The organism is Oricola sp. (assembly GCF_022763245.1).
Taxonomy (GTDB): domain Bacteria; phylum Pseudomonadota; class Alphaproteobacteria; order Rhizobiales; family Rhizobiaceae; genus Oricola.
Map to the genome: position 1 here is coordinate 1 of NZ_JALEGV010000036.1, position 21809 is coordinate 21809.

Consider the following 21809-nt stretch of genomic DNA (forward strand, 5'->3'; position numbering starts at 1 on the left):
GCGTTTTTTCTCGTTTCAAAAACCCATTTCGCTTCGTTTCAAAGAGGGTCCGCCTCAATGAAATCAGGGGTTTAGGTCCTGAATTGGCGAAATGCACCCCCCTGAAATCCACTTCGTTTCGCGCAGGTTTTGACACCCGAAACCGCGCCAAACCCCAATAAAACATGGACGTTTCGCTGTCCGCGAAACGAAATGACCCCCTGCGGTTCGTTTCGTTTCAGCGGGGCGTTGGCCCATGCCCGACAGGATCCCGATGACAGCCCAATCCAAAATCACCCCGCAGGCCTGGCCCGCGGCGCAGGTCGAGATGTGGCAGGTGGCCGACTTGGTCCCCTACGCAAAAAACGCCCGCCAGCACCCACCGGAGCAGATCGACCAAATCGTGGCCTCGATGGAGCGGTTCGGCTTCACCATCCCGATGCTAGTGGCCGAGGATGGGACAATCATCGCGGGCCACGGCCGGTTGTTGGCCGCCGCACAGCTGGGGTTGGCCGAGGTGCCCGTGATGGTGGCCCGTGGCTGGTCGGAGGAAGACCGGCGGCTTTACACGCTGGCCGACAACCGCCTGGCGGAAATCGCCGGGTGGGACCCGGAGATGCTGCGCATCGAGATCGGTGAGTTGCGCGAGGATTTCGGGATTGAGGACATGTCGCTGATCGGCTTCAGCGCAGAGGATCTTGCGGAAATTTTGCCCGACGCGCTGATCGACACGACGGGTGGCCTGACGGACCCCGACGATGTGCCGGAGGTGCCCGAGGCCCCGGTAACGCGCCCCGGCGATGTCTGGCTCATGGGCAAGCACCGGCTGCTCTGTGGCGATGCCACGGACAAGGCTGCGGTCACGCGTCTGCTGAATGGCGTGGCGCCACACCTGATGGTCACCGATCCGCCCTATGGCGTTGAGTACGATCCGGACTGGCGCAACCGGGCAGGGGCCTCGGACACCAAGCGGACAGGAAAGGTTATGAACGATGACCGTGCCGACTGGCGCGAGGCTTGGGCGCTGTTCCCCGGCGACGTGGCCTATGTCTGGCACGGGGCGCTGCACGCGACCACGGTGGCGGAGAGCCTCGTTGCCAGCGGGTTTGACATCCGCAGCCAGATCATCTGGGCCAAGGAACGGCATGTGCTCAGCCGCGGTCATTATCACTGGCAGCATGAACCTGCCTGGTACGCCGTGCGCGGCAAGGGGCACTGGTCGGGCGATCGCAAGCAATCGACGCTGTGGCAGGTCCCGAGCCGGGACCAGGATGCGCAGACCGTGCACGGCACGCAGAAGCCGGTGGAATGCATGCGCCGCCCGATCCTGAACAACTCCAGCCCGGGGCAGGCGGTCTACGAGCCCTTCTGCGGGTCTGGCACCACCTTGGTTGCCGCCGAGAGCACGGGACGCGCCTGTTATGCAATGGAATTGGACCCGGCTTACGTGGACGTGGCGGTGCTGCGCTGGCAGGCGTTCTCCGGCAAGGAGGCGGTGCTTGACGCGGATGGCCGCGGCTTCACGGACATTGCCGCTGAACGACAGGCTACCGAGGTGACGGCATGAGCCAGACACGTGCCCTGTCGTTCGTCGAGGCTTCGACCAGCGTGACCGCTGGGTTCCTGCTTTCGCTCGGAATGCAGGCAGTGTTGTTCCCGGCGGTCGGCCTGCAAACCACCTGGACGCAGAACGTCAAGCTGGCGATTGGCTTTACGGCGCTTTCGCTGATGCGCAGCTACGCGGTGCGCCGGGTCTTCGTCTGCCTCGGACGGCGCAGGACCCCGGGGGGCGGGTCAATCTCAGGGGAAATCGCTCGGAAAACCGGTCGGCCCGGCATCTGCACGTGTGGCCATGATTCCAACCGGGGGTCAAAGGCAGGTGAGTGATGGCGCGACGGGGACCAAAGACCAAGCCGACGCAACTGAAGGTGCTGTCCGGCACGGCGCGCAAGCACCGGCTGAATGCACAGGAGCCGAAACCGGAGGTCGCGCGGCCCGCACCGCCGGATCACCTGACCGCGGCGGCCACGGCAGAGTGGGAGCGTGTGATCGAGGAGACAGTGAGCCTCGGCATCATGACGGAGCTCGATCGCGGGGCGCTGGCCGCCTATTGCCAGGCCTACGGCCGCTGGGTCTCTGCGGAAACCGCGCTTGCGCGCATGGCGGAGAAGGACGCCATAACCGACGGCCTCATCATCAGGACCAAGGCGGGCAACGCGATCCAGAACCCGCTCGTGGGTGCGGCGAACAAGGCCATGGCCGACATGGTGCGCTACGCGGCCGAGTTCGGACTGACGCCCTCGGCGCGGACACGCGTGACAGGGACAGGGTGTTCGGATGTCGACGACCCGTTCGCGATCTTCGACCGGGCATAAGGGAGGGTATAGTGGAACACCCAACAACGACCCTGAGCTCAGATATCCGGACGGTAGAGGCGCGCGCCAATGGTCCAACCGCGTCGGTTCGCTCCCTGCAGGAGCTCGGGTGATGGCCCGCCCAAGGATTACCCTGACCGATGACGAGGTGCGCGAGGTGGAAACTCTCGCGGCCCTGCTGAACCAGGACCAGATCGCGGATTACTTCGGGATCGCCCGCAACACGTTCCGCGCGATCTGCGAGCGCGACGAGGAGGTTCTTGCACGCTACAAAAAGGGCAAGGCCAAGGCGATTGCCCATGTTGCCAACGGGCTTTTGCAGCGAGCGCGGGCCGGTGACACGACATCGTCGATCTTCTATCTCAAGACGCAAGGTGGATGGCGCGAGACCTCCAACCATGAGCACCAGGCCAGTCCCGGCGTCACGAAGATCGTCCGCAGCATCGTCAGCCCGAGGGAGAAGATCGAAAGCCGGCTCAACAAGATGGCGGCGCGGATGCAGATCGAAAAGCACGAGGAGACCGGGTCGTCATGAGAGGGCGCAAACCCATCCCGAAATCCGGCACGCTCGCGGCCACGCCTCTGTCGGCTCTGCCGCGCTGCCCGAACCATCTGAACGCGGTGGCACGCAAGGAATGGCGGCGGTTGGCGACGCCGCTGCATGAGGCAGGCATTCTGACCTTGGCGGATCGCGCAGCACTGGCCGCCTACTGCACCGCGTATGCCCGCTGGGTCGAGGCGGAGGAAAAGCTGGCGGAAACACCGACGCTGCTGAAGACGCCCAGCGGCTATGTCCAGCAGTCACCGTGGCTGACGGTCGCCAACAAGCAGATGGAACTTATGGGGCGGTACATGTCCGAGCTGGGGCTGACGCCTGTGGCGCGCACGAGGACCGGAATGGCCGATGCTGCCGCGGCCAGCACGATCCCCGCAATCACGCGGATCGTTCTTGCGCCTGTCTCACCTTCGCCGAGCGACACTGTCGACGCGCCGGCCGTGAGAGTCGTGCATTCCTCCGATTGATGAGAAATCCATTTTAATCAGTGGACTAGCGTTCTCCTGTCACCGTACAGAACTGCCAAACGAACGTTGCGCAGGTGTGGTCATGGTCGAAAAAGCGGAACAGGGTTCAGAGAAACCCGATGATCACGACGCAGATGAAAAAGATCACGATTGTAAGAAAGCGACGGCGTCGGCTGCGCAAGTGTCTCTCAGATGGAGGCTCCAGGTCGACTATCGGCTGATGCGGAGCACATGCTGGCTCACACGCCCGGGAAATGTTGGCATGATGTGCCGTCATCGAATGAAGTTCCTCCCTTACAGATTTGACCTGCAAATAGTCGGGCAACTGGGGCGAAACTTTGAGCGAACGGCGACGAAACAAGCTGTTTCCGTCACAGTTGCCAAGGACGACGATTGCGTGTCGCAGACGCCTCTATTTGCATGACGTCCTGTGACGGAAAGCTGGTCGCCTACGAGCGGGTCTCGACGGCGCGGCAGGGCAGATCAGGGCTGGGACTCGAGGCGCAGCGAAAAGCCATCCAGGACTATGCAACCGAAAAGAATGCCACCATCCTCGCACAGTTCACTGAGGTCGAGAGTGGTCGCAGGAACGAGCGGCCTGAACTGAAAAAGGCATTACAACTGGCACGTCTCACCGGCGCCACGCTGGTCATCGCCAAGCTGGATCGCCTCAGCCGCAATGCCGCCTTCCTGCTGACCCTGCGCGACAGTGGCGTCAGCTTCGTCGCGGTCGACATGCCCGAGGCCAACGACCTGACCGTTGGCATCATGGCGCTCGTCGCTCAGCAGGAGCGGGAAGCGATCAGCCGGCGCACGAAAGAGGCGCTGGCGGCCGCCAAGGCGCGGGGCGTGAAGCTGGGCAATCCGAACGGGGCGGCGGCGCTCAGGCAAGCAGGGGAAGACGGCGCGGCTCTGCGGGCAACGGTCAGCGCCAATGCCGATGCGTTTGCGGAAAGTTTGGCTCCTGTTTTGGAGGACGTTCGTGGTCAAGGCCACGTGACGTTGCGGGCCATTGTGACGGAGTTCAACGCCAGGGGCATTCGCACACGGCGGGGCGGGCGGTGGCATGTATCGACCGTGAGGAATCTGCTTTTGCGATTGGAGCAGGCTTGTTGAACGGAAAATGAATTTGGTTTTTAGCTCGGGGTGACTCGATCAAGTCGTTGAACTTGAATATGCCGGCCACCAAACGCTGGAGTGGATTGTCGCTCATAATGAGATCAGGATGCCTCACTGCGACCACCAAACCTAGAATTTTTATCGTGTCGTCAATTCCGACCGCAACACTGCTTGTACTTGCGGCCCGATCCGCAGGGGCAGGGATCGTTGCGGCCCGGCCGCGGAACTGCTTTGAACGGCTGGCCCGGCAGGTTGGCCGAACCCTGTCCCGCGAGTTCAGGGCGCGATTGATGCAAGATCGTCGCCACGCAATTCGGAATCAGTTCGGGCGCCTCAATGTCGATCTCGTCGATCTCCTCATCGGTAAACTTGCTCTTCCCAGTATAGATATCCTGCAGCGCCATCATGAAAATCATCGTGGCCCGTGTTTCCTCGTCGGCCGCGTCGAGCAGGTGCGACCAGGCATCGGGCCTGAGACCCATCGCGCGGGTAAACCCATCAATCCAGGGCTCCCACATCGTCTCGTCGCTGTTGGGGTCGATCTCGTAGATCGGCTCAACCCAGAGCGCATGCGTCATCAACTCTGCCACCGCATTGTAATGCGCCATGACCGCGCCGATAATCTCTTCGGCTGTCTTTTGGTCGGGAAAGTCTGCCGCACCTGTTTCTCCCCAGACATGCGGCAGCCATTCTGAGGGCGGGATCATTTCTGGGCAGGCAAGAACGCCGGTCACATAGCCATCAAGCTCGCTCAGCGTCATGGGCATGTTCTCCACGGGCAGCGTATGCAGCAGCCCGTTGAGGCGATCCAGCTCTTGATCGGATTGGCCCATGAAAATCTCCCGGAAAAGTCGAGGCTATCTAACGGCAGACCTGCAGCTTCGCAATCCAACGCAAAAATCGGCTCTGGTGCAAAAAACGGCCGATTTTCAATAGGTCAACACTATTAAATATCAACATAGACTGAGCAACAACCGAACCAATATCCCCGCCTCAGTCATGCTATCGTGCTCAAAATCATCGGAAGACGGGCAACCGGGACCGGCAGCTTAGGGTGTTCTGTGTGCTACATCCTCGCGGGAGATTTGCCGCATGATGGCGGTGATCCGCTCCGTAACCTCTCGTGCCGCCTTTGTCAGTGGGCGTTGCTGGCTAGTCTGCATCACCACGTAGCGCTGGATTCCGGGGTTAACAATCACGCTGGAAGCGAATTTTTCCACCGACCCGTCTTCTGACAGGGTCTGCGCCGCCTTGACCATGTAGCATCCACAGCGCTCAGCTACGAGTTTCTGCGCTACTATAGACTCTGCATCGACAAAAATATTTAGCGAGAATTTCATACGACGCGACACCGTTTCGAGCGCTACCCGCAGCCCGTTGGGATGCATTGGCAGTACCAGCGGCTTTCCCTCGATATCGGCGAAATTAAGGGTATCGGGCAGGGGGCCATGCGACTTCGCCCGTGCCAGAACGAGCGGAGAAGAAAAGATCGCGGGTTCCGTTAACTGCCCTATTTCCCGATACTTGCTGACCAATCCGATTTCGACCGAACCGTCCGCTAGCCAGCGCTCTATCTGGTCGCTAAAGCCTTCACGGACCCGCAGCTTTATCCCCGGCTCGTCAAGACTTAGGCCCAGTGCCAGATCGGGGATTACAGCACCGACCATCGAGGGTGGGATGCCGATGGCGACCTGTCCCGCTGGTCGGCGGCTGGCCTCGCGCAGATCTTGCGAAACCTGCTCTGCCTCGCGCAGTAAGGTCTTGGCCTTTAGGTAGGCTACGTGTCCAAATTCCGACAGTTCGACGCCCCGCCCAGTACGGTAGAAGACAGGTTCGCCCCACTCGACTTCCAAGTCTTTAATTACTCGGCTGACAGTTGGCTGAGCCAGGCCCAGGCCCACCGCTGCGCGAGAAAAGCTGCGCTTTTCGGCTGCGGCTACGAAGATTTCTAAGGCGTTCAGGTCGATCATTATACCTATCCGAAAACTGGATATCTCATATTAGATCGATGCAATTGACGGATTTCAAGTGGATGGTACGTATATCAAAGTGGACCAATGAAACGGTCCGGAAACAGAGGGAGGAAGACCAATGAAACCCAGCGCACCGTTAGCCGGACTGGTCATCGCGCTCTGCGCGGCCGGCGCTATGACCACATCCGCACTTGCCCAGACACAGGTCGTGCGGTTCCTGCACAATGAAACTGATCCGCCCAGCATCGAGTTCTTCAACCAGGCGATTGCCGAGTTCGAAGCTGCGAACCCCGACATCGATGTGCAGATGGAAGCGATCAGTACGGACGGCCGGCTGCAGAAGGTGATGGCCTCGATTAACACCAAGACGATGCCGGAGGTGTTCAAGCTGCTGCCCGAGGAACGGTTCGAGTTCGCGCGGCGCGGCTACATCCTGCCGCTGAATGATCTGGTGGACCAGATCGGCCGTGAGAACTACATCGACGGCGCGCTGATCGAGGTAGATGGCAACAACTACGACCTGCCCTACACGCTGGGGAACTTCAGCCTCTACTACACCCGCAGCGACAAGTTCGCCGAGCTGGGTCTCAGCCCCGCCACCAACTGGGACGAGATGAAGGCGAACGCCGAGTCGCTGACCAAGGATGGCGACTACGGCTTCATCTTCCCGGCCGGCAAGAACCGGATGACGAGCATCTTCCTGTCGCACATGATGTGGTCGGCGGGCGGCACCTACTTCGATGCCGATCTGAACGTGACTTTCAACAACCCGGGCACGGTGAAGGCGCTGGAATTCCTGCGCGACATGGCGGCCTTTTCGCCCGAGGGGATCAACTCCTACTCCTACGGTGACATGATCAACGTCTACCTGACAGGCCGGATCGGGCAGGACATCTATGCTCCGAGGCTGGCCGCGAATGCGCTTGCGAACACGCCCGACCTGTTCGGGAACACCGACGTGTCCCCGCTTCCTGCGGGTCCGAGCGGTGCCGCAGTCAAGTTCGTGAACGCCAACGGGTTTGCGCTGTCCTCCGAGGCAGTCGGTTCGAAGAACGTCGAGGCCGCGCGCAAGTTCCTAGAGTTTATCGCGACCGGAGACCGGCTTGCGAAATTCTCGATGACCGCCTTCCCGCACCTGATCCCGCCCATCAAGGATGTGCAGCAGCAGGTGAACGCGATGGGCACGCCGAAACTTGGCGGCCGCGCCGAATTCGCCGACCTGGCGTTCGACACCTCGAACAGCCTCGATTTCGACAGCGAGGCCGGCGCCACGTTCGCGGATGGCAAGGCGATCCGCTCGGGCGTGATCAACCCCTACATCGGCCCGATCGTCGCCCGCCACATTCCTGCGGAAGTCGTGCAGCGTGTGGTCTTAATAGGCGAGGACCCGGCAGCTGCTGCAGCGTGGGGTCAAGAACAGATGCAGGCCATCGTCGACGACCTCAAGAAGAACTGACCACACCCAAAATGCTCGGCCCGGGCAGCAATACGCCTAGGCCGTCGCGACCACAAAAACAATAACCCAAGCGGAAATGGTTTTCCAATGATCAAGAACACACCGTCCGGCGACGTGTCGCTGCGCGAACGCCTTTCCTCGCCCCCGGCGCAAAGCCTCGTGAACTCATACTATGCCTACGGTGTCGCGGCCGGCATCAAGCACACCTTCGAGCCGGAATTGCGCATACACTTGGCCCATGCGTTGATGTTGGCTGACCGCGGCATCGTCGCGCCCGGCTCGATACGCGAAATCCTAGACGTGCTTCTGACGCTTCGGGAAAGTGGGCCTTCGGTCCTCAAGGTCGACTACAAGGCCGAGGACCTGTATTCCTACATTGAGCGGCACATCGTTGAGACGCTGGGCGCGGATGTTGGCGGACGCCTGCACACGGGGCGCAGTCGCAACGACCTGCACACAACATCCTGGCGGATGGCTCTCAGGGCACGCCTGATGGAATTGCTGGAGGTGGTGGCAGGGCTAAGGCGCACGGCAATCGCGCTGGCCTCGGATCATGTCGAGACAGTAATGCCGGGCTACACACACACGCAGCACGCGCAGCCGATCACCTTTGGCTATTACATGCTTGCAGCCGCCGACGGCTTGGGGCGCGATTACCGCCGCCTGCGTGCGGCGCTTTCCTGTGCCGACCGCTGCCCGTTGGGCGCGGGTGCGCTGGCAACCACCGGCTTTCCAATCGATCGGGAGGCAACGCGCCAGATGCTGGGTTTCGGGGAATTGCTGGAAATCGCCTACGAGGGGGTATCCTCTCGCGATGACGTTCACGAATCCGCAGCGTCGCTCGCGCTTCTGATGACCGGCGTCTCACGGCTTGCGACGGATATCCAGCTCTGGAACACTATGGAGTTCGGTTTCGTCGAGTTTGACGACAGCTTTGCAAGCGCCAGCAGCATCATGCCGCAAAAGAAGAACCCTGCAGCGATGGAACATGTGAAGGCGGTGGCCGCGATGACCACGGGCATGCTTGGCACGGTACTTGCGTGTAGCAAGAACACATCGTTCGCCGACGTGAACGACGGAGTCAGCGCGGGCAACACGCCCTGCCTCGACACGATGGAGCGGGCAACGCTGGCGCTGCGTGTGTTCGACGGGGCGGTTTCCACGCTCAAGATCCGTCCCGATGTCATGCAGCGCTCGGCAGAGATCGGCTACGGTACGGCAACCGAACTGGCCGATGTCATTGTGCGGTCCGCCGGCGTGTCGTTCCGCATGGCTCACAACGTAGTGGGCCGCGTGGTGCGGGTGGCTCTGGAGGCCGGCAAGACTGCCGACCAGATCACGACGCAGGATGTGGACGATGCAGCCGAGGTGCTCTTCGGCCGGCGATTCCGCATCCCGGCGACGCAGGTGAGCGAGGCGCTCGATCCGATGCAGAACGTGCGCAGCCGCAAGGCGATTGGCGGCCCCGCCCCCGAGCGGATGCATGAGATGATCGCTGACCGGAGGGCACAGCTGGAGGCGGATTTGATGGAACTGGCGGCGTTCTCCAACCGGATCGACACGGCCTACGCAGCGCTGGACACGCGGGCGCAAAGCTTCAAAAGAGGCGATGCACGCCCTGCCGGCGGATCTTGAGGAGAATGGCATGGCACAAGTAGAGATCCGGCGGATCAGCAAGACATTCGTGGGCCACACAGCAGTCTCCGATATCGATCTCGTGGTGAATGACGGCGAGTTCCTTGTGCTTCTCGGCCCATCGGGCTGCGGAAAGAGCACGCTTCTGCGGATGATCGCGGGGCTGGAACTGCCGACCCTTGGCGATATCGTGATCGGCGGAAAGGTCGCGACGAGGCTTCAGCCCAAGGACCGTAACGTGGCGATGGTGTTCCAAAACTACGCGCTCTATCCGCATCTTACGATCTATGACAACATCGCTTTCCCGCTGCGCGTGCAGCGAGTGGAGAAGTCGAAGATCGACCAGAAGGTGCGCTGGGCCGCGAACCTGGTTGGCATCGAGTCGCTTTTGAAGCGCAAGCCGAGGCAGACATCGGGCGGGGAGCGGCAGCGCACGGCGCTGGCGCGTTCGCTAGTGCGTGACCCGCAGCTGTTCCTGCTGGACGAGCCGCTCTCGAACCTGGATGCCAAACTGCGACACAGTTCGCGCGAGGAATTGCGCCGCTTCCAGGACAGGGTCGGCGTGACCTCGATCTACGTGACCCACGACCAGGTGGAGGCGATGGGCCTGGGCGACCGGATCGTGGTGATGAAGGCGGGCAAGGTCCGCCAGGTCGGCACGCCGAAAGAGATCTACGGCTATCCTGCCGACACCTTCGTTGCCACCTTCATTGGCTCGCCGCCGATGAACCTGGTGGAAACCGGGCCGGTCACGGTGGGCTTTCGGCCGGAGTTGTTCCTCCCGCGCGCCAGCTTCGAGCCAGGCGCCGAACTGATGGAGGCGCCGCTGCGTATCCGGCGGATCGAGTATCTAGGCGGCGATCGGCTGATCTACGGCACCGTCTCGAGCAGCCTGCCGGAAACGGAAGTGATCTCCCGCATCCCGTCCAGCATTCCCTTTGATGGAGCTGAAGGCGAGGAAGTGGCCTTTGCCGTGCTGACCGAGGAAGTCCGCCGTTTCGACTCTGAAACCGGGCTTGCGATCACCGCCCCTAACACCCTTGTACGGAGGGCCGGACATGTCTGACGCAAGGACCGTGCAGCCGGGTGACCGAACGCTCGCCTATCTGACTCTCGTGCCCAGCGCGGCACTGCTGATCCTGCTGTCGGCGGTGCCTACCGTGACCGTCTTCGCAACGGCAATGCAGGACGTGGGCCTTGGCGCGCTTTCGGGGCCCTGGGTGGGCTTCGAGAACTTCATCTGGGCGCTGAACAACGGCGCGTTCTGGACGGCGCTATGGAATACCTTCGTCTGGGTATTCGGCTCGGTCGCGGTCGAGATGGTGCTGGGCTTGGGCATAGCGCTTCTGCTGCACCAGAGCTTCGCGATGCGCGGCATCGCGCGGGCGATCCTTCTTGCGCCCTACCTGGTGCCGACGATCGTAGCCGTTCTGGTCTGGCGCTACATGTTCCACGACATCGTCGGCATCCTGAACTTCTTCCTGATGGACATCGGGGTGATCGACCGGCCGCTCCAATGGCTGAGTAGCACAAGCTGGGCCATGGTGTCGGTGATCATTGTCGGTGTCTGGAAATTCTTCCCCTTCGTGGTGCTGGCGCTGCTGGGCATCCTGCAATCCATCCCGCAGGAACAGTATGAGGCAGCGAAGATCGACGGCGCAAGCGCGTTCCAGCAGTTCTGGAGGATCACGCTGCCCTATGTCATGCCGGTGTTCATCCTGACCGCGCTGCTGCGCACGATCTGGACCTTTCACAAGTTTGAAATCATCTACCTGCTGACCGGCGGCGGGCCGCTCGACGCGACAACGACGCTGCCGATCCTCGTGTACCAGAAAGGCTTCGTAGATTTCGAACTGGGCCGGGCCGCAGCCATAGCTATCCTCACCTTTGTCATCCTCGCGGCGCTGATCGCCGTCTACTTCCTGCTGATGCGCCGGGCGGAGTCGAAGCAATGACCGTTACCACAGACACTCATATCCCTGCCCGGGCCGAGCCGCGCCGTCACCGGCAGATTGACGATGTTCACTACCTTGCCAACCGGGTGATGATCTACCTTCTGGCGCTAACGGCCGTCACCGTGGTCGGCTTCCCACTTTTCTGGATGGTCATCTCGTCGTTCAAGCCGGGATCGGAGCTGTATGTTTCCCCGCCTACGTTCCTTCCCAACGAATGGACGCTGAACAACTACCGCGACCTGTTTGTGCAGACCAACTTCCCGGTCTATTTCATGAACAGCCTGTTCGTGGCAGGCACCTCCACCGCGCTTTCGCTGGTGATTGGGGGGATCGGGGCGTACAGCCTGAGCCGGTTCAACTTTTTCGGGATCGGCAGTTTCGCCCGCGTGGCGCTGATCTGCTACATGCTGCCTGAGGTGCTGATCGTCCTGCCTCTCTACATCTATGTCATCCAGTTGGGGTTGGCCGATACGCTCATCGCGTTGATCATCGCCAACACCGCTTTCACTCTGCCGCTCGCGCTGTGGTTCATGCGCTCCTACTACAATGCGATCCCGATGTCGCTTGAGGAAAGCGCGATGGTCGACGGTTGCACCCGGCTGGGCGCGATGTTGCGCGTGACCGTGCCTCTGGCGGTGCCGGGCCTGGTCTCGGTGGGCGTGTTCAGCTTCAACCACGCTTGGAACGAGTTCCTGTTCGCGCTGGTCTTCACCTCTTCGGAAAGCAAAAAGGTGCTGCCGCTGGGGCTCGCGACATGGATCGGCCAGGACAACATCTATTCGTGGGGCATGCTTCTGGCGGGTGCCGTGCTTATCACCCTGCCGGTGATGGCCTTCTACCTGCTGGTGCAGAAGAAACTCGTCGTTGGCCTGTCCGAGGGCGGCGCCAAGGGCGAATGAATCCAACAACGACTTCAGAAAGAAAAAAGAGGGCAAAATGAAGATTACCGGCGTTGAAGTCATCCCCGTCGAAATTCCTCTCAAGCGCGTATTCGGCGGCAGTCGCTACAGCGTCGCCAGCCGCTGTACCGTTATTACCCGCATCCAGACCGACGAAGGGCTGGTGAGTGAGGTCTACAACGGCGACAACCGCACCCACCTGCGTGAGATCGTGACCATCATCGAGGAAGAACTCGCTCCCATCGTCATCGGCCAGGAGGTCCATGCCGTCGAGCGGCACTGGAAGGAAATGGCCAAGCGCGCGGAATGGAACCGCGACCGCAAGCTGGTGATGGAGGCGATCGCCTGCGTGGATACGGCGCTTTGGGACCTGATCGGCAGGGCGGCCGGGGTGAACATCTGCCGTCTGCTTGGTGGCTTCCGGCAGGACCTGCCGATCATCTCGATCGGCGGCTATTACGAGGAGGGCAAGACGCTCGCCGATCTGGGCCGCGAAATGCAGCGCCTGCGCGACTGGGGCATGGCCGGCTGTAAGGTCAAGGTGGGCGGCCTGAGCGCAGAGAAGGACGCCGAGCGCATCGCCGTCGCGCGCGACGGAGCTGGCCTCGACTTCATGATCGCCGTCGATGCGAACCGCGGCTGGCCCCTGTCCGAGGCGCGGCGCTTCGCGAAGATGGTAGAGCACCTGGACATCGCCTGGTTCGAGGAGCCCTGCCACTGGCATGACGACGCGCGGATGATGGCCGAGATGCGCCGCGCCACGTCGATCCCGATCAACGCCGGTCAAAGCGAGATGACGGCCGCAGGCGTGCGCCGCCTGGTCGCGGCGGAAGCGGTGGACATCGTGAACTTCGACGCCTCCGAGGCGGGGGGGCTGACCGAATGGCGGAGGGCGGCGGCGCTTTGCCAGTTGCACGACATCGGCCTTGCCCATCACGAGGAGCCGCAGATCGCCCTGCACATGCTCGCCGCGTTCCCCCAGGGGATTGCGGTGGAATGTTTCGCCGATCCCGACCGCGACCCGATCTGGGCCGGGCTGATCGCCAACCGACCCGACCCGAAGAACGGGATCATCGCCGTCCCGCAAGGGCCCGGCTTCGGGCATGAACTGGACTGGGACCTGGTCAAGCGGTACCGACTGAATTGACCGTGGCCGGGGTCGCGTCCCCCAGTCGAATGGCCCGGCAAGCAACGACCGCGCGCCGCCGGATCAGATGGCGGCGCGCGGTGCGCGCAAGGGTGGCGGCGGGTTTCGTGTTGATGGCGATCTCCGGCCTGATCTGGAGCTCCTTCGGCGTTTTCCTTGTAGCGCTCCAGAAGGAATTCGGCTGGTCCCGCGGCGAGATCTCCACCGCCTTCGCGATCTTTGCGCTGGCGAACGCCATTTCGGCCCCCTTCTTGGGCCATGTCATGCGAATCTGGGATAGCCGCAGGATCATGGGCGCTCTGGCCCTGTTGCTGGGCGGCACGCTCTGCGGCACGGCGCTGTTCGTGAACGGCATCGCCGGCTACTGGCTGATCTTTGGGCTGCTGGGGGGGGTTGGGGCGCAATGCGTCAGTTCCTTTGCGGTATTCGCGATCCTCGCGCGGCGCATTCGCACAAGGCTTGCCACCTCCATGTCGATCGCCGACGCGGGCTCCGGGTTGGCGACACTGCTCGGGCTGCCGCTGATCCAGGCTGTGATCGAGGTCCACGGTTGGCGCGCCGCCTATGCCGTGCTGGGCCTGCTGGTCATCCTGCTCGTCGCGGCGATCCACCTCCTGATCTTCGACGCGGTGCGTCTGGACCAGCGGCGCAGCGCGCACAGATCCGAAGTCGCCCTGTCCCTTTCGCGTCGGATCAGGGCGGGGCAGTGGCGGCTTGCGGTCATGTGCCTTGCCTTCTTCTTCGGGTCAGCCTCCTACCATGGGCTGCTAACGCAGCAGATAGCTATCTTCGATGCCGAGGGGATTGCCCCCGACCGCGCTGTCTGGATCGCTTCCTTCGGGGGCGGGGTGATATTCCTCTGGCGGCTGGGATCGGGCTGGTTGTGCGACGTTGTGGGGGTGGGGCGGGTGATCACTGCTGCAACACTGGCCGTGGGTCTGACCTATGTTGGTATGGGTTTTGTGATGACAGGCTCTCAGGGTTTTGCGCTCGTACTGTACCCACTCGCGCTGGGGGTCGGTTTCGGCGGGCAACAGGTCATCATGGCTACTGCCATGCGCGGGCTTTCACCGTGCGCCGACTTTCCCGTCAACCTTGGGTACGGACGGCTTGCGTCGGGGTTAGGGATGGCCGCGGGACCGCCCGCTGCCGGTCTAGTCTATGACTTCTCTGGTAGCACGCTGGCGGTTGTTTCACTGCTGGCGGTTGCTTCAACCGCGCATGTCTTGACACTCTTGGTGGCGATCATTCGGTACGGGGCGCAACTACGCAGGCTTAACACCTAAAGCGTTTCGATATTAACCTAAGAGTCCGATTCAAAATGGGATGAAGGATTTCAATCTGTTGCAAGGAGTCGGGACACGCGCCGGATATGGGCGATCAGCAGCCAAGCTTCTGCGCTTTCGATGGATTTCTCCCAATCCTTCGCCAAACGGCGACAGCGACCGAGCCATGCGAAGGTGCGCTCCACGACCCATCTGCGTGGCAGCACCTCGAAGCCTTTGGCGGTATCGGAGCGCTTGACGATCTGTAGCGTCCAGCGTCCGAGGCTCACGAGGGCGCCCCGCAGCTTCGGTCCGGCATAGCCACCATCCGCGAACATGTGGCGCAGTCTCGGAGCCTCGCGGCGGAGCTTGGCGAAGACCCTTGGCGCACCGTCACGATCCTGAATATTGGCCGTATGAACCTCGCATGCGATCAGGTTGCCGCAGGTATCAGTGATGATGTGGCGTTTTCGGCCTTTGATCCGCTTGCCCGCATCGTAGCCGGAAAGGGACGTGTTTTCAGAGGTTTTCACGCTCTGACTGTCGATCACACCGGCTGTCGGCTGCACGTTGCGTCCTGCTGCGAGGCGCGCGGCCGCGACCAGGTGGCGATTGATCTCCGCCAGCAGGCCATCATCGCGCCAGCGGTAGAAATAGTAGCGCACGGTTGAGACCGGCGGAAAGTCCTTCGGCAGGAGCGACCATGCGCACCCGGCGGCGGCAAGATACTGGATCGCATTCCAGACCCGGCGCAACTCCACCTTGCGCGGTCGCCCAAGGCGGTTGCGACCGGGCAACAATGGCCGCACGATCTTCCATTCCGCATCGGCCAAATCGCTTGGATAGTGCTTCGTCTTGCGCCTATGCTGCGCACGGGTGAATTCGGTCCAGGCCATCGTGATCTCCGTTTTGTTTCGCAACCGAACAGAATCACAACCTGCTGAATTCACTCAACCCATTTCCGATCAGACACTAAGACATATCCGGCAGACTTGAAGTAATTCCAGCACTCTTCTGGATCGTAGAGATCGCAGATTGATCCGATAGCGTCGAAGACCTCGGTGAAGCTTCTAGCCCCGATCCGTCGCAAGTGGGCTTTCAGCTTTGAATATGCCTGTTCGATGGGGTTCAAATCGGGCGAGTAAGGCGGCAGGTACAGGAACCAGCAGCCGTGGTCGCGCAGGGCCTGCGAGGCGTCCTTGTTGCGATGCGTCGCGAGGTTGGCGAGGATAACAACGGTTCCTAGTGCGATCTCTGGGACCAGCACTTCGCGGATGTAGGCGGCAAAGGCCGGGCCGTCCATCGCACCCTGTATAACCCAAGGCGCGATCAGTGCATCCTGCGTCAGGCCCGCGATCAGTGTCTGCGTCCCCCAACTTCCAAAGGGCGCGTCCATGGTCAGACGCTCGCCTCGTCTGGATCGGCCACGCAGGCGGGTCAGGTTCGTCTTCACTGCGGTTTCGTCAATAAAGACAACGCGGTCTGGCATCCGGGAGAGGGTGGGCAAGCGATGCTTGAACCAATCGCCGCGCTGTTGCCTTACCTTGGCGCGACGGCGCTCGGTGGCAACCAGCGACTTTTTTTGTATGTGAACCCGAGCCGGGACAGCAGGTTGGCGATGGAAGAGTGATGCACTTGCACGCCCTCTGCCTCGGCCAGCGCGTCGCGTAGCTCGAAGAGGGTGATGTCGGGGTCTTGTGCAATCAACTCCTCAAGGAAAGCCTGATGCGGTGCCAGCTTGCCTTTGCCGCGCGGCGGTCCCTGGGGTGCGGGTTCCGCGTGGCCCTTGGTCCTCACTTGGCGCGCCCATCGCGCACCTGTCGCAGGTGACAAGTTCAGACGCAACGCCGCCGCACGCCCGCTTAACCCTTCTTCAATATATCTCTGAAACACGCTAATCGATCTCGCGCATTGCGAGAGTGCCGAATTCAATACCGAGCCGCGAGATGCGGGCGACCTCGCGGCGCTGCTCTATACCTCGGGCACCACAGGACGATCCAAGGCAGCCATGCTGACGCATGGCAACCTCGTCTCCAACGCCGAGGCACTGGTGGATGCCTGGCGATTCACGCACGACGATGTGCTGCTTCACGCCCTGCCGATCTTTCACAGTCACGGACTTTTCGTGGCGACGAATGTGATGCTGCTGGCGGGAGGCTCCATGATCTTTCTGCCGAAATTTGATCCGGACGCGGTGCTTGAGCATTTGCCTCAAGCAACGGCGATGATGGGCGTGCCAACCTTTTATACCCGCCTCCTGGACGATGCGCGCTTCGAGAAGGATCGTGTCGCCCATATGCGGCTTTTCATCTCCGGTTCTGCGCCGCTCCTGGCCGAAACGCATCGGCAGTTCGAGGAGCGCACCGGTCACCGCATCCTTGAACGATATGGCATGACGGAAACCTCGATGAATGCGTCGAACCCCTATGACGGGTAGCGTCGCGCCGGGACGGTCGGCTTTCCTCTGCCGGGCGTCGAGGTGAAGGTCTGCGATCGGGAAACCGGGGACGAGTTGCCCCGCGGCAAGATAGGCGTGCTCTGGGTGCGCGGGCCGAACGTGTTCAAGGGTTACTGGAACTTGCCGGAGAAGACCCGCGAGGAACTGCGCGAGGACGGATTCTTCATTACTCGAGATTTGTCGCTGATCGACGAGGACGGGTATGTCAATATCGTCGGGCGCGACAAGGATCTCATCATCTCGGGCGGGTTCAACATCTATCCCAAGGAGATCGAGCTATTCCTGGATGCTTTGCCCGGCGTAAAGGAAAGCGCTGTGATCGGCGCGCCTCATCCGGATTTTGGCGAAAGCGTCATTGCGGTCCTTGTTTCCGAACCCGGTGAGACGCTCGATGTCGCCGCGGTGGAAGAGGCGACAAGGCGCAATCTAGCCGGTTTCAAGCGGCCTCGGCATATCGCCGTCATGGAGGCACTTCCGCGCAACACGATGGGAAAGGTACATAAGAACCAGCTGCGCGACATTTTTGCCGATACGTTCCAGCCGAGCTGAGGTAAATCATCACTCGCAGATCAGAAGCATAAGCTGCAGGAGACGGCGTCCGTGGGAAAGGTTACGATCATCGGCGTCGATCTCGCAAATAACGTGTTCCAAGTGCATGGCGCCGCAGCGGGCCCGTGCTGTTCCGGAAGAAGCCGACCCGGCCGAAGTTCATTCGTTTCGCTGCCAGCCGCGATTGAACCGCATAACCGGTAGAACCCTCAGTCAACTGAATTAGAAAAATAACTTAGGCGCCAGAGAACGTTCGCTTCCAGTCCCGTCCGCTCCGCCATCAATTCCTCGTAGCAGATTGAAGCCACTTCAAATTTTCGTATGCCGCTGCGCTGGCTGGCACTTGCATGTGCGCTCATCGCGGGCGTTGACCGTCGAGGTGGCCGAGATGCATGACGTGTTTGAGGGACTTCCGGGCGCGGGGACAGGGGTGTCGCACGACTGTCTCGCCCTTGATCATGCTGTCCTCATCCACTTCCTGCCTTAACTTCCGGCGCCGCGGACGTGCTGGATCGTTCATCACGAGAACATGCGCGGGCTCGCGCATGTCAAAGCGGAAATGGTGTTCTTGGGCGAGACGGTGACGCAAAGTCGGGACGTTTCGTGAGGCTCGGCGGTCTGGGTGCATAGTCCCTGAACGATCAGATGTTTTCCGGCGTGATGATCTCGAACGGGATCGTGCGTTGCAGCGGCGCGCCGGGGCTCTCTTGCTCGATCACGTCGATCATGGTTTGGACGAGAAGATCAGAAGTTGCTTCGGGCGGGTGACAGAGTGCTGCTGTGATCAGCCCTTCGGAGAGGCCCTTGCGGGTTTCGGGGCCCATGTCGCGGCAGATCAGTCTTATGCCCTTGCGCTGTTCCTCGGGTGTTTGCCGCAGCGCCTGGAGTACGCCTGATATGCCGCCGCCGACGATCAGGATGCCGACAAGGTCGTCCGTCGTCGCCAAGAGGTCGGTGACCATCCGGTAGGCCTGGCCCGGTTCCTCGTGGGTGGGTCGGCTTTCCTCGACCAGCAACTGCGGGGCGTGTTCGCGCATATAGGAGCGGAAGCTGGCGTCGGCGACATCCTGGCACTGGTAGCGGTGATTGCCGATGAAGACCGCGATCCGCCCGGGCCCGTGCGTCATCTGAGCGATCAGCCACGCTGCCGTGCGGCCGAGCTTCCAGTTGTCGGCGCCAACATAGGCGGCGCGTTCGGGCGCGGACTGGTCGGTGATGTAGGATACGACCGGCTTTCCCATCTCCCGCAGCTCGCGGATGGTCTGGCCGATGAGCGGATGATCTGCCGCGATGACGGCGACCGAGTCGCACTCCCTCCCGAGCGCCATCAACCGTGCCGCAATGTTGTCCGGGGTCAGGCGATCGACGAAATCGACGAGTGGGTCAACGACCTCGTCGCGGCGTTCGCGGCAGGCCGCGACGATCTTGCGGCTGAAAAGCTGATAAAGCTCGCGTGTCGACTGCTGGAGCAGAAAGCCCATGCGGTAGTTGGGCGCCGACTTGCGCATGCGGTCTTCAATTGCCCCGATTCCGTAGAAGCCGATGCGTTCGGCCGCGCTCTGGACGCGCTGCATCGTCTGGCCGCGGACGGAGGCAGTGCCGCCGAGAATGCGGTTCACGGTTGAGACGGACACGCCCGCCGCTTCGGCGAGGTCTGCGATTGTTGGCCGGTTCATATTCTTTCCATCGCGTCTAGAAATGTCATTGTGAATGATATGATTTGATACTTTTGATACAAATGACTTTATTCCCTGTTTCAGGAAATGCAAGCATCCGCTATATAGCCTCCCGTTCAGAGGTCCTGTCATAGGGACGGGACGCGGGAGGAAATCCAGATGAATAAATTCAGCCGTATCGCGGCAACCGTATCCACAGTGGCCATCGCCGCATGCGTGGCCACCTCTGTCATGGCTGCTGACATCTTCGTAATTGGTGGCAAGCCGGACGATCCGTTCTGGTCGCGCGTCAAGAAGGGCGCCGAAGACGCCGGCGTCGTCGCCGAAGCCCAGGGCGGCTCGGTCACCTGGCTTGGCCCCCAGAACTATGACAATCTCGGCCCCGATGCGGCGGAACTCATTCGCCAGGCCATCGACCAGGGCGCTGACGCGATCGTCGGCCCGGATTGGGTACCCGAGGCGATGGACCCGGCATTCGAGGCAGTGGTCGCGGCCGGTATCCCGCTGGTGATCTATAATGCCGGCGGCATCGAAGCGGCAGATCGCCTTGGTGCGATGAACTATGTCGGAGCGGTCGATTACAAGTCCGGCTACGCCGGCGGTGAATATCTCGGCAGTGCCGGTCACAAAAACGGCGCCTGCGTCAACACGTTGCCCGGCGCGGCGAACATCGAAGCCTTCTGCAATGGCTTCAATGACGGCATCAAGGCCGCCGGCGGCACCGGTTCGGTCCTGCAGCTTCCAGCGACTGCTTTCGGCGACGCAACCGCGGTCGCACAGGCCGTTCGTGCTCACCTGCTGCAGAACCCGGATATCGATGCCATGTTCGCTATCGGCGACGGCGACACCAACGCCACCGTTTCGGGCATCTCTCAGGCTGGCAAGGCCGGCAAGGTCCATGTCTGCGGCATGAACTTCAACGACTCGATCCTGAACAACATCCAGCAGGGTACCCAGGACTGCGCGATTGACCAGCAGGGTTATCAGCAGGGCTTCTTCGCGGTGTCGATCCTCAACAACTTCGTCAACTATGGCGTCACCATCCCGACCCGCGAAATTCTCACCGGTCCGGGCGTGATCGATGCCAGCAATGTTGATCTGGTCATCGAAGGCGTGAAAGCCGGCGCCCGCTAAGCGGCGCGTTTCGCCCGCCGTTGAAGAGGCGGCGGGCGGATTCCGATACCGAATTCATAGTCGAATCGCGCTGTCCGCCATGTCGGGCTGCAAACTGTCGTCCCGTGTCGCGCGAGATGACCGCCATCAGGGGTAAGGTCCATGTCGAGACAATCCGATAGCCGCTCATTCCCGGTGTCACTTGGCTCAATCGCCAGGCGACCGGAGGCCGGATCGCTCGTCGGACTGGTGATCGTGTACACGTTCTTCGCCATCCTGGGCGGTGCTGTCTTCATCGGCGCCCCAGGCTGGTCGAGTTGGCTGAACATCGCGGCCGAAGTCGGAATCGTCGCGTTACCGGTCGGTCTGCTGATGATCGCCGGCGAACTCGATATTTCAGTGGGGTCGGTGATCCCCGCTTCCTCTATGACGGCAGCGATTGTCTCCGGCCACTACGAGCTGCCTGCGGTGGTCGGTATTGTCGCGGCACTCGGCGTGGGGCTGCTGGTTGGCTTCGTGAACGGATATCTGGTTGTCCGGACCCGTATTCCTTCACTGATCGTCACTATTGGCACGATGTTCGCCGTGATGGGGCTGACGCTCGGATTCGCCGTGCTGATTTCCGGATCGACCAGTGTCTTCCTGGTGCCGGATCCTGTCACCAAGACCGTCCTCGGCGCCTTCATCGGCGGAATGTTCAACGTCTCGATGTTCTGGTGGGCTGGCTTTGCGGTCGCCATCTTCTACCTCTTGCACGTCTCGCCAATCGGCAACTGGATCTTCGCCGTCGGCGGTGACCGTGAAAGCGCCCACAACGCGGGCATCCCGGTGAAGTGGTTGACGGTGTCACTCTACATGCTGTCGGGCTTTGCCGCCGCATTCGTCGGCGTGCTCCAACTGATGACATATCAAAGCGCGCAGGTCGCGGCGGGGCAGTCCTTCATCTTCAACTCGATCATGTGCGTGGTCATCGGCGGTGTGCTGCTGACCGGCGGCGCGGGATCGGTCATCGGCATCGTGATCGGCACGATGACATTCGCCATCGTGAACCAGGGCATCTTCTTCTCCGGCCTCGATCCGAATGTCGGTTCCCTGATCATCGGCGCGCTGCTTCTCGGGGCGGTTCTGTCCAACGATACCTTCCGCAAACTGGCGCTGAACTACGCCACGAAAAAGAGCTGAGGAGC

Annotated in this window: 20 protein-coding genes and 1 pseudogene; 16 read left to right on the plus strand and 5 right to left on the minus strand. The window is 61.5% G+C overall.

Annotated elements, in window-relative coordinates:
- Positions 1-307: 307 nt before the first annotated feature.
- The 6 genes from MRY80_RS16085 to MRY80_RS16110 all read left to right on the plus strand — a co-directional run bounded on the left by MRY80_RS16085 (position 308) and on the right by MRY80_RS16110 (position 4493).
- On the plus strand, positions 308-1546 hold the full coding sequence (locus tag MRY80_RS16085; RefSeq protein ID WP_293292155.1) for a site-specific DNA-methyltransferase: 1239 nt from the start codon (positions 308-310) through the stop codon (positions 1544-1546).
- Complete coding sequence (locus tag MRY80_RS16090) at positions 1543-1866, plus strand: hypothetical protein (RefSeq protein ID WP_293292071.1); 324 nt, start codon at positions 1543-1545, stop codon at positions 1864-1866. Before MRY80_RS16085 ends, MRY80_RS16090 begins: the two co-directional genes overlap by 4 nt.
- The gene (locus MRY80_RS16095) at positions 1866-2354 is read left to right on the plus strand and encodes a phage terminase small subunit P27 family (RefSeq protein ID WP_293292072.1); all 489 of its coding nucleotides are present in this window, start codon (positions 1866-1868) and stop codon (positions 2352-2354) included. Before MRY80_RS16090 ends, MRY80_RS16095 begins: the two co-directional genes overlap by 1 nt.
- 112 nt (positions 2355-2466) lie before the next feature.
- Positions 2467-2889, plus strand: coding sequence for a hypothetical protein (locus MRY80_RS16100; RefSeq protein WP_293292073.1), 423 nt, complete (start codon positions 2467-2469; stop codon positions 2887-2889).
- The gene (locus MRY80_RS16105) at positions 2886-3377 is read left to right on the plus strand and encodes a phage terminase small subunit P27 family (protein WP_293292074.1); all 492 of its coding nucleotides are present in this window, start codon (positions 2886-2888) and stop codon (positions 3375-3377) included. The genes MRY80_RS16100 and MRY80_RS16105 overlap by 4 nt, the downstream gene beginning before the upstream one ends.
- Positions 3378-3770: 393 nt before the next feature.
- The gene (locus MRY80_RS16110) at positions 3771-4493 is read left to right on the plus strand and encodes a recombinase family protein (RefSeq protein WP_293292075.1); all 723 of its coding nucleotides are present in this window, start codon (positions 3771-3773) and stop codon (positions 4491-4493) included.
- A 152-nt stretch (positions 4494-4645) separates the two neighbouring features.
- Here MRY80_RS16110 and MRY80_RS16115 read toward each other — a convergent pair whose 3' ends face one another.
- Positions 4646-5329 (minus strand): UPF0149 family protein, encoded by a 684-nt coding sequence (locus MRY80_RS16115; protein WP_293292076.1) that lies wholly within the window; start codon positions 5327-5329, stop codon positions 4646-4648.
- 216 nt (positions 5330-5545) lie between these two features.
- Entirely contained in the window at positions 5546-6466 is a 921-nt protein-coding gene (locus MRY80_RS16120) for a LysR family transcriptional regulator (RefSeq protein WP_293292077.1), read from the minus strand.
- Between the two features lie 121 nt (positions 6467-6587).
- On the opposite strand from MRY80_RS16120, the gene MRY80_RS16125 reads away from it, so the two are divergent.
- From MRY80_RS16125 to MRY80_RS16155, 7 genes are all read left to right on the plus strand, one after another.
- A complete protein-coding gene (locus MRY80_RS16125; protein ID WP_293292078.1) occupies positions 6588-7925 on the plus strand; it encodes a sugar ABC transporter substrate-binding protein in 1338 nt (445 codons plus the stop codon).
- Positions 7926-8012: 87 nt separating this feature from the next.
- Positions 8013-9560, plus strand: coding sequence for an argininosuccinate lyase (gene argH / locus MRY80_RS16130; RefSeq protein WP_293292079.1), 1548 nt, complete (start codon positions 8013-8015; stop codon positions 9558-9560).
- Between the two features lie 10 nt (positions 9561-9570).
- The gene (locus MRY80_RS16135; RefSeq protein WP_293292080.1) at positions 9571-10626 is read left to right on the plus strand and encodes an ABC transporter ATP-binding protein; all 1056 of its coding nucleotides are present in this window, start codon (positions 9571-9573) and stop codon (positions 10624-10626) included.
- Positions 10619-11515: a sugar ABC transporter permease gene (locus MRY80_RS16140; protein WP_293292081.1), complete on the plus strand. Its 897-nt coding sequence runs from the start codon at positions 10619-10621 to the stop codon at positions 11513-11515. The genes MRY80_RS16135 and MRY80_RS16140 overlap by 8 nt, the downstream gene beginning before the upstream one ends.
- Positions 11512-12414, plus strand: a complete 903-nt coding sequence (locus MRY80_RS16145; RefSeq protein WP_293292082.1) for a carbohydrate ABC transporter permease — start codon at positions 11512-11514, stop codon at positions 12412-12414. Before MRY80_RS16140 ends, MRY80_RS16145 begins: the two co-directional genes overlap by 4 nt.
- Positions 12415-12451: 37 nt before the next feature.
- On the plus strand, positions 12452-13561 hold the full coding sequence (locus MRY80_RS16150; RefSeq protein WP_293292083.1) for a mandelate racemase/muconate lactonizing enzyme family protein: 1110 nt from the start codon (positions 12452-12454) through the stop codon (positions 13559-13561).
- Positions 13562-13674: 113 nt separating this feature from the next.
- Positions 13675-14847, plus strand: coding sequence for an MFS transporter (locus MRY80_RS16155; protein WP_293292156.1), 1173 nt, complete (start codon positions 13675-13677; stop codon positions 14845-14847).
- Between the two features lie 50 nt (positions 14848-14897).
- Here MRY80_RS16155 and MRY80_RS16160 read toward each other — a convergent pair whose 3' ends face one another.
- Together MRY80_RS16160 and MRY80_RS16165 are read right to left on the minus strand one after the other, a co-directional pair.
- Positions 14898-15722 carry an IS5 family transposase gene (locus MRY80_RS16160; RefSeq protein WP_293292084.1) on the minus strand — a complete coding sequence of 275 codons (825 nt, stop codon included), beginning with the start codon at positions 15720-15722 and terminating at the stop codon, positions 14898-14900.
- Positions 15723-15772: 50 nt separating this feature from the next.
- Positions 15773-16725 (minus strand): IS630 family transposase gene (locus MRY80_RS16165; RefSeq protein ID WP_293292157.1). Its coding sequence is split into 2 segments (ribosomal slippage): positions 15773-16408 and positions 16411-16725, totalling 951 coding nucleotides; the frame shifts between segments, so codons are not numbered across the junction.
- Between the two features lie 43 nt (positions 16726-16768).
- On the opposite strand from MRY80_RS16165, the pseudogene MRY80_RS16170 reads away from it, so the two are divergent.
- Positions 16769-17833, plus strand: a pseudogene (locus MRY80_RS16170) (AMP-binding protein); the annotation flags it as partial.
- 641 nt (positions 17834-18474) lie between these two features.
- Here the strand turns inward: MRY80_RS16170 and MRY80_RS16175 are convergent.
- Entirely contained in the window at positions 18475-19509 is a 1035-nt protein-coding gene (locus MRY80_RS16175; protein ID WP_293292085.1) for a LacI family DNA-binding transcriptional regulator, read from the minus strand.
- Between the two features lie 159 nt (positions 19510-19668).
- Here MRY80_RS16175 and MRY80_RS16180 point away from each other — a divergent pair, with 159 nt between their 5' ends.
- Both MRY80_RS16180 and MRY80_RS16185 read left to right on the plus strand, forming a co-directional pair.
- Positions 19669-20643 (plus strand): substrate-binding domain-containing protein, encoded by a 975-nt coding sequence (locus tag MRY80_RS16180; protein WP_293292086.1) that lies wholly within the window; start codon positions 19669-19671, stop codon positions 20641-20643.
- Positions 20644-20784: 141 nt separating this feature from the next.
- A complete protein-coding gene (locus tag MRY80_RS16185; RefSeq protein ID WP_293292087.1) occupies positions 20785-21804 on the plus strand; it encodes an ABC transporter permease in 1020 nt (339 codons plus the stop codon).
- Positions 21805-21809: the final 5 nt, after the last annotated feature.

Bases quoted from the DNA above. Each gene is read 5' to 3' on its own strand.
- MRY80_RS16085 (WP_293292155.1), top strand. From the start codon at position 308: ATGTGGCAGGTGGCCGACTTGGTCCCCTACGCAAAAAACGCCCGCCAG.
- MRY80_RS16135 (WP_293292080.1), top strand. From the start codon at position 9,571: ATGGCACAAGTAGAGATCCGGCGGATCAGCAAGACATTCGTGGGCCAC.
- argH (WP_293292079.1), top strand. From the start codon at position 8,013: ATGATCAAGAACACACCGTCCGGCGACGTGTCGCTGCGCGAACGCCTT.
- MRY80_RS16150 (WP_293292083.1), top strand. From the start codon at position 12,452: ATGAAGATTACCGGCGTTGAAGTCATCCCCGTCGAAATTCCTCTCAAG.
- MRY80_RS16140 (WP_293292081.1), top strand. From the start codon at position 10,619: ATGTCTGACGCAAGGACCGTGCAGCCGGGTGACCGAACGCTCGCCTAT.
- MRY80_RS16115 (WP_293292076.1), bottom strand. From the start codon at position 5,329: ATGGGCCAATCCGATCAAGAGCTGGATCGCCTCAACGGGCTGCTGCAT.
- MRY80_RS16120 (WP_293292077.1), bottom strand. From the start codon at position 6,466: ATGATCGACCTGAACGCCTTAGAAATCTTCGTAGCCGCAGCCGAAAAG.
- MRY80_RS16090 (WP_293292071.1), top strand. From the start codon at position 1,543: ATGAGCCAGACACGTGCCCTGTCGTTCGTCGAGGCTTCGACCAGCGTG.
- MRY80_RS16175 (WP_293292085.1), bottom strand. From the start codon at position 19,509: ATGAACCGGCCAACAATCGCAGACCTCGCCGAAGCGGCGGGCGTGTCC.
- MRY80_RS16125 (WP_293292078.1), top strand. From the start codon at position 6,588: ATGAAACCCAGCGCACCGTTAGCCGGACTGGTCATCGCGCTCTGCGCG.
- MRY80_RS16100 (WP_293292073.1), top strand. From the start codon at position 2,467: ATGGCCCGCCCAAGGATTACCCTGACCGATGACGAGGTGCGCGAGGTG.
- MRY80_RS16105 (WP_293292074.1), top strand. From the start codon at position 2,886: ATGAGAGGGCGCAAACCCATCCCGAAATCCGGCACGCTCGCGGCCACG.
- MRY80_RS16145 (WP_293292082.1), top strand. From the start codon at position 11,512: ATGACCGTTACCACAGACACTCATATCCCTGCCCGGGCCGAGCCGCGC.
- MRY80_RS16160 (WP_293292084.1), bottom strand. From the start codon at position 15,722: ATGGCCTGGACCGAATTCACCCGTGCGCAGCATAGGCGCAAGACGAAG.
- MRY80_RS16095 (WP_293292072.1), top strand. From the start codon at position 1,866: ATGGCGCGACGGGGACCAAAGACCAAGCCGACGCAACTGAAGGTGCTG.
- MRY80_RS16185 (WP_293292087.1), top strand. From the start codon at position 20,785: ATGTCGAGACAATCCGATAGCCGCTCATTCCCGGTGTCACTTGGCTCA.
- MRY80_RS16180 (WP_293292086.1), top strand. From the start codon at position 19,669: ATGAATAAATTCAGCCGTATCGCGGCAACCGTATCCACAGTGGCCATC.
- MRY80_RS16155 (WP_293292156.1), top strand. From the start codon at position 13,675: ATGGCGATCTCCGGCCTGATCTGGAGCTCCTTCGGCGTTTTCCTTGTA.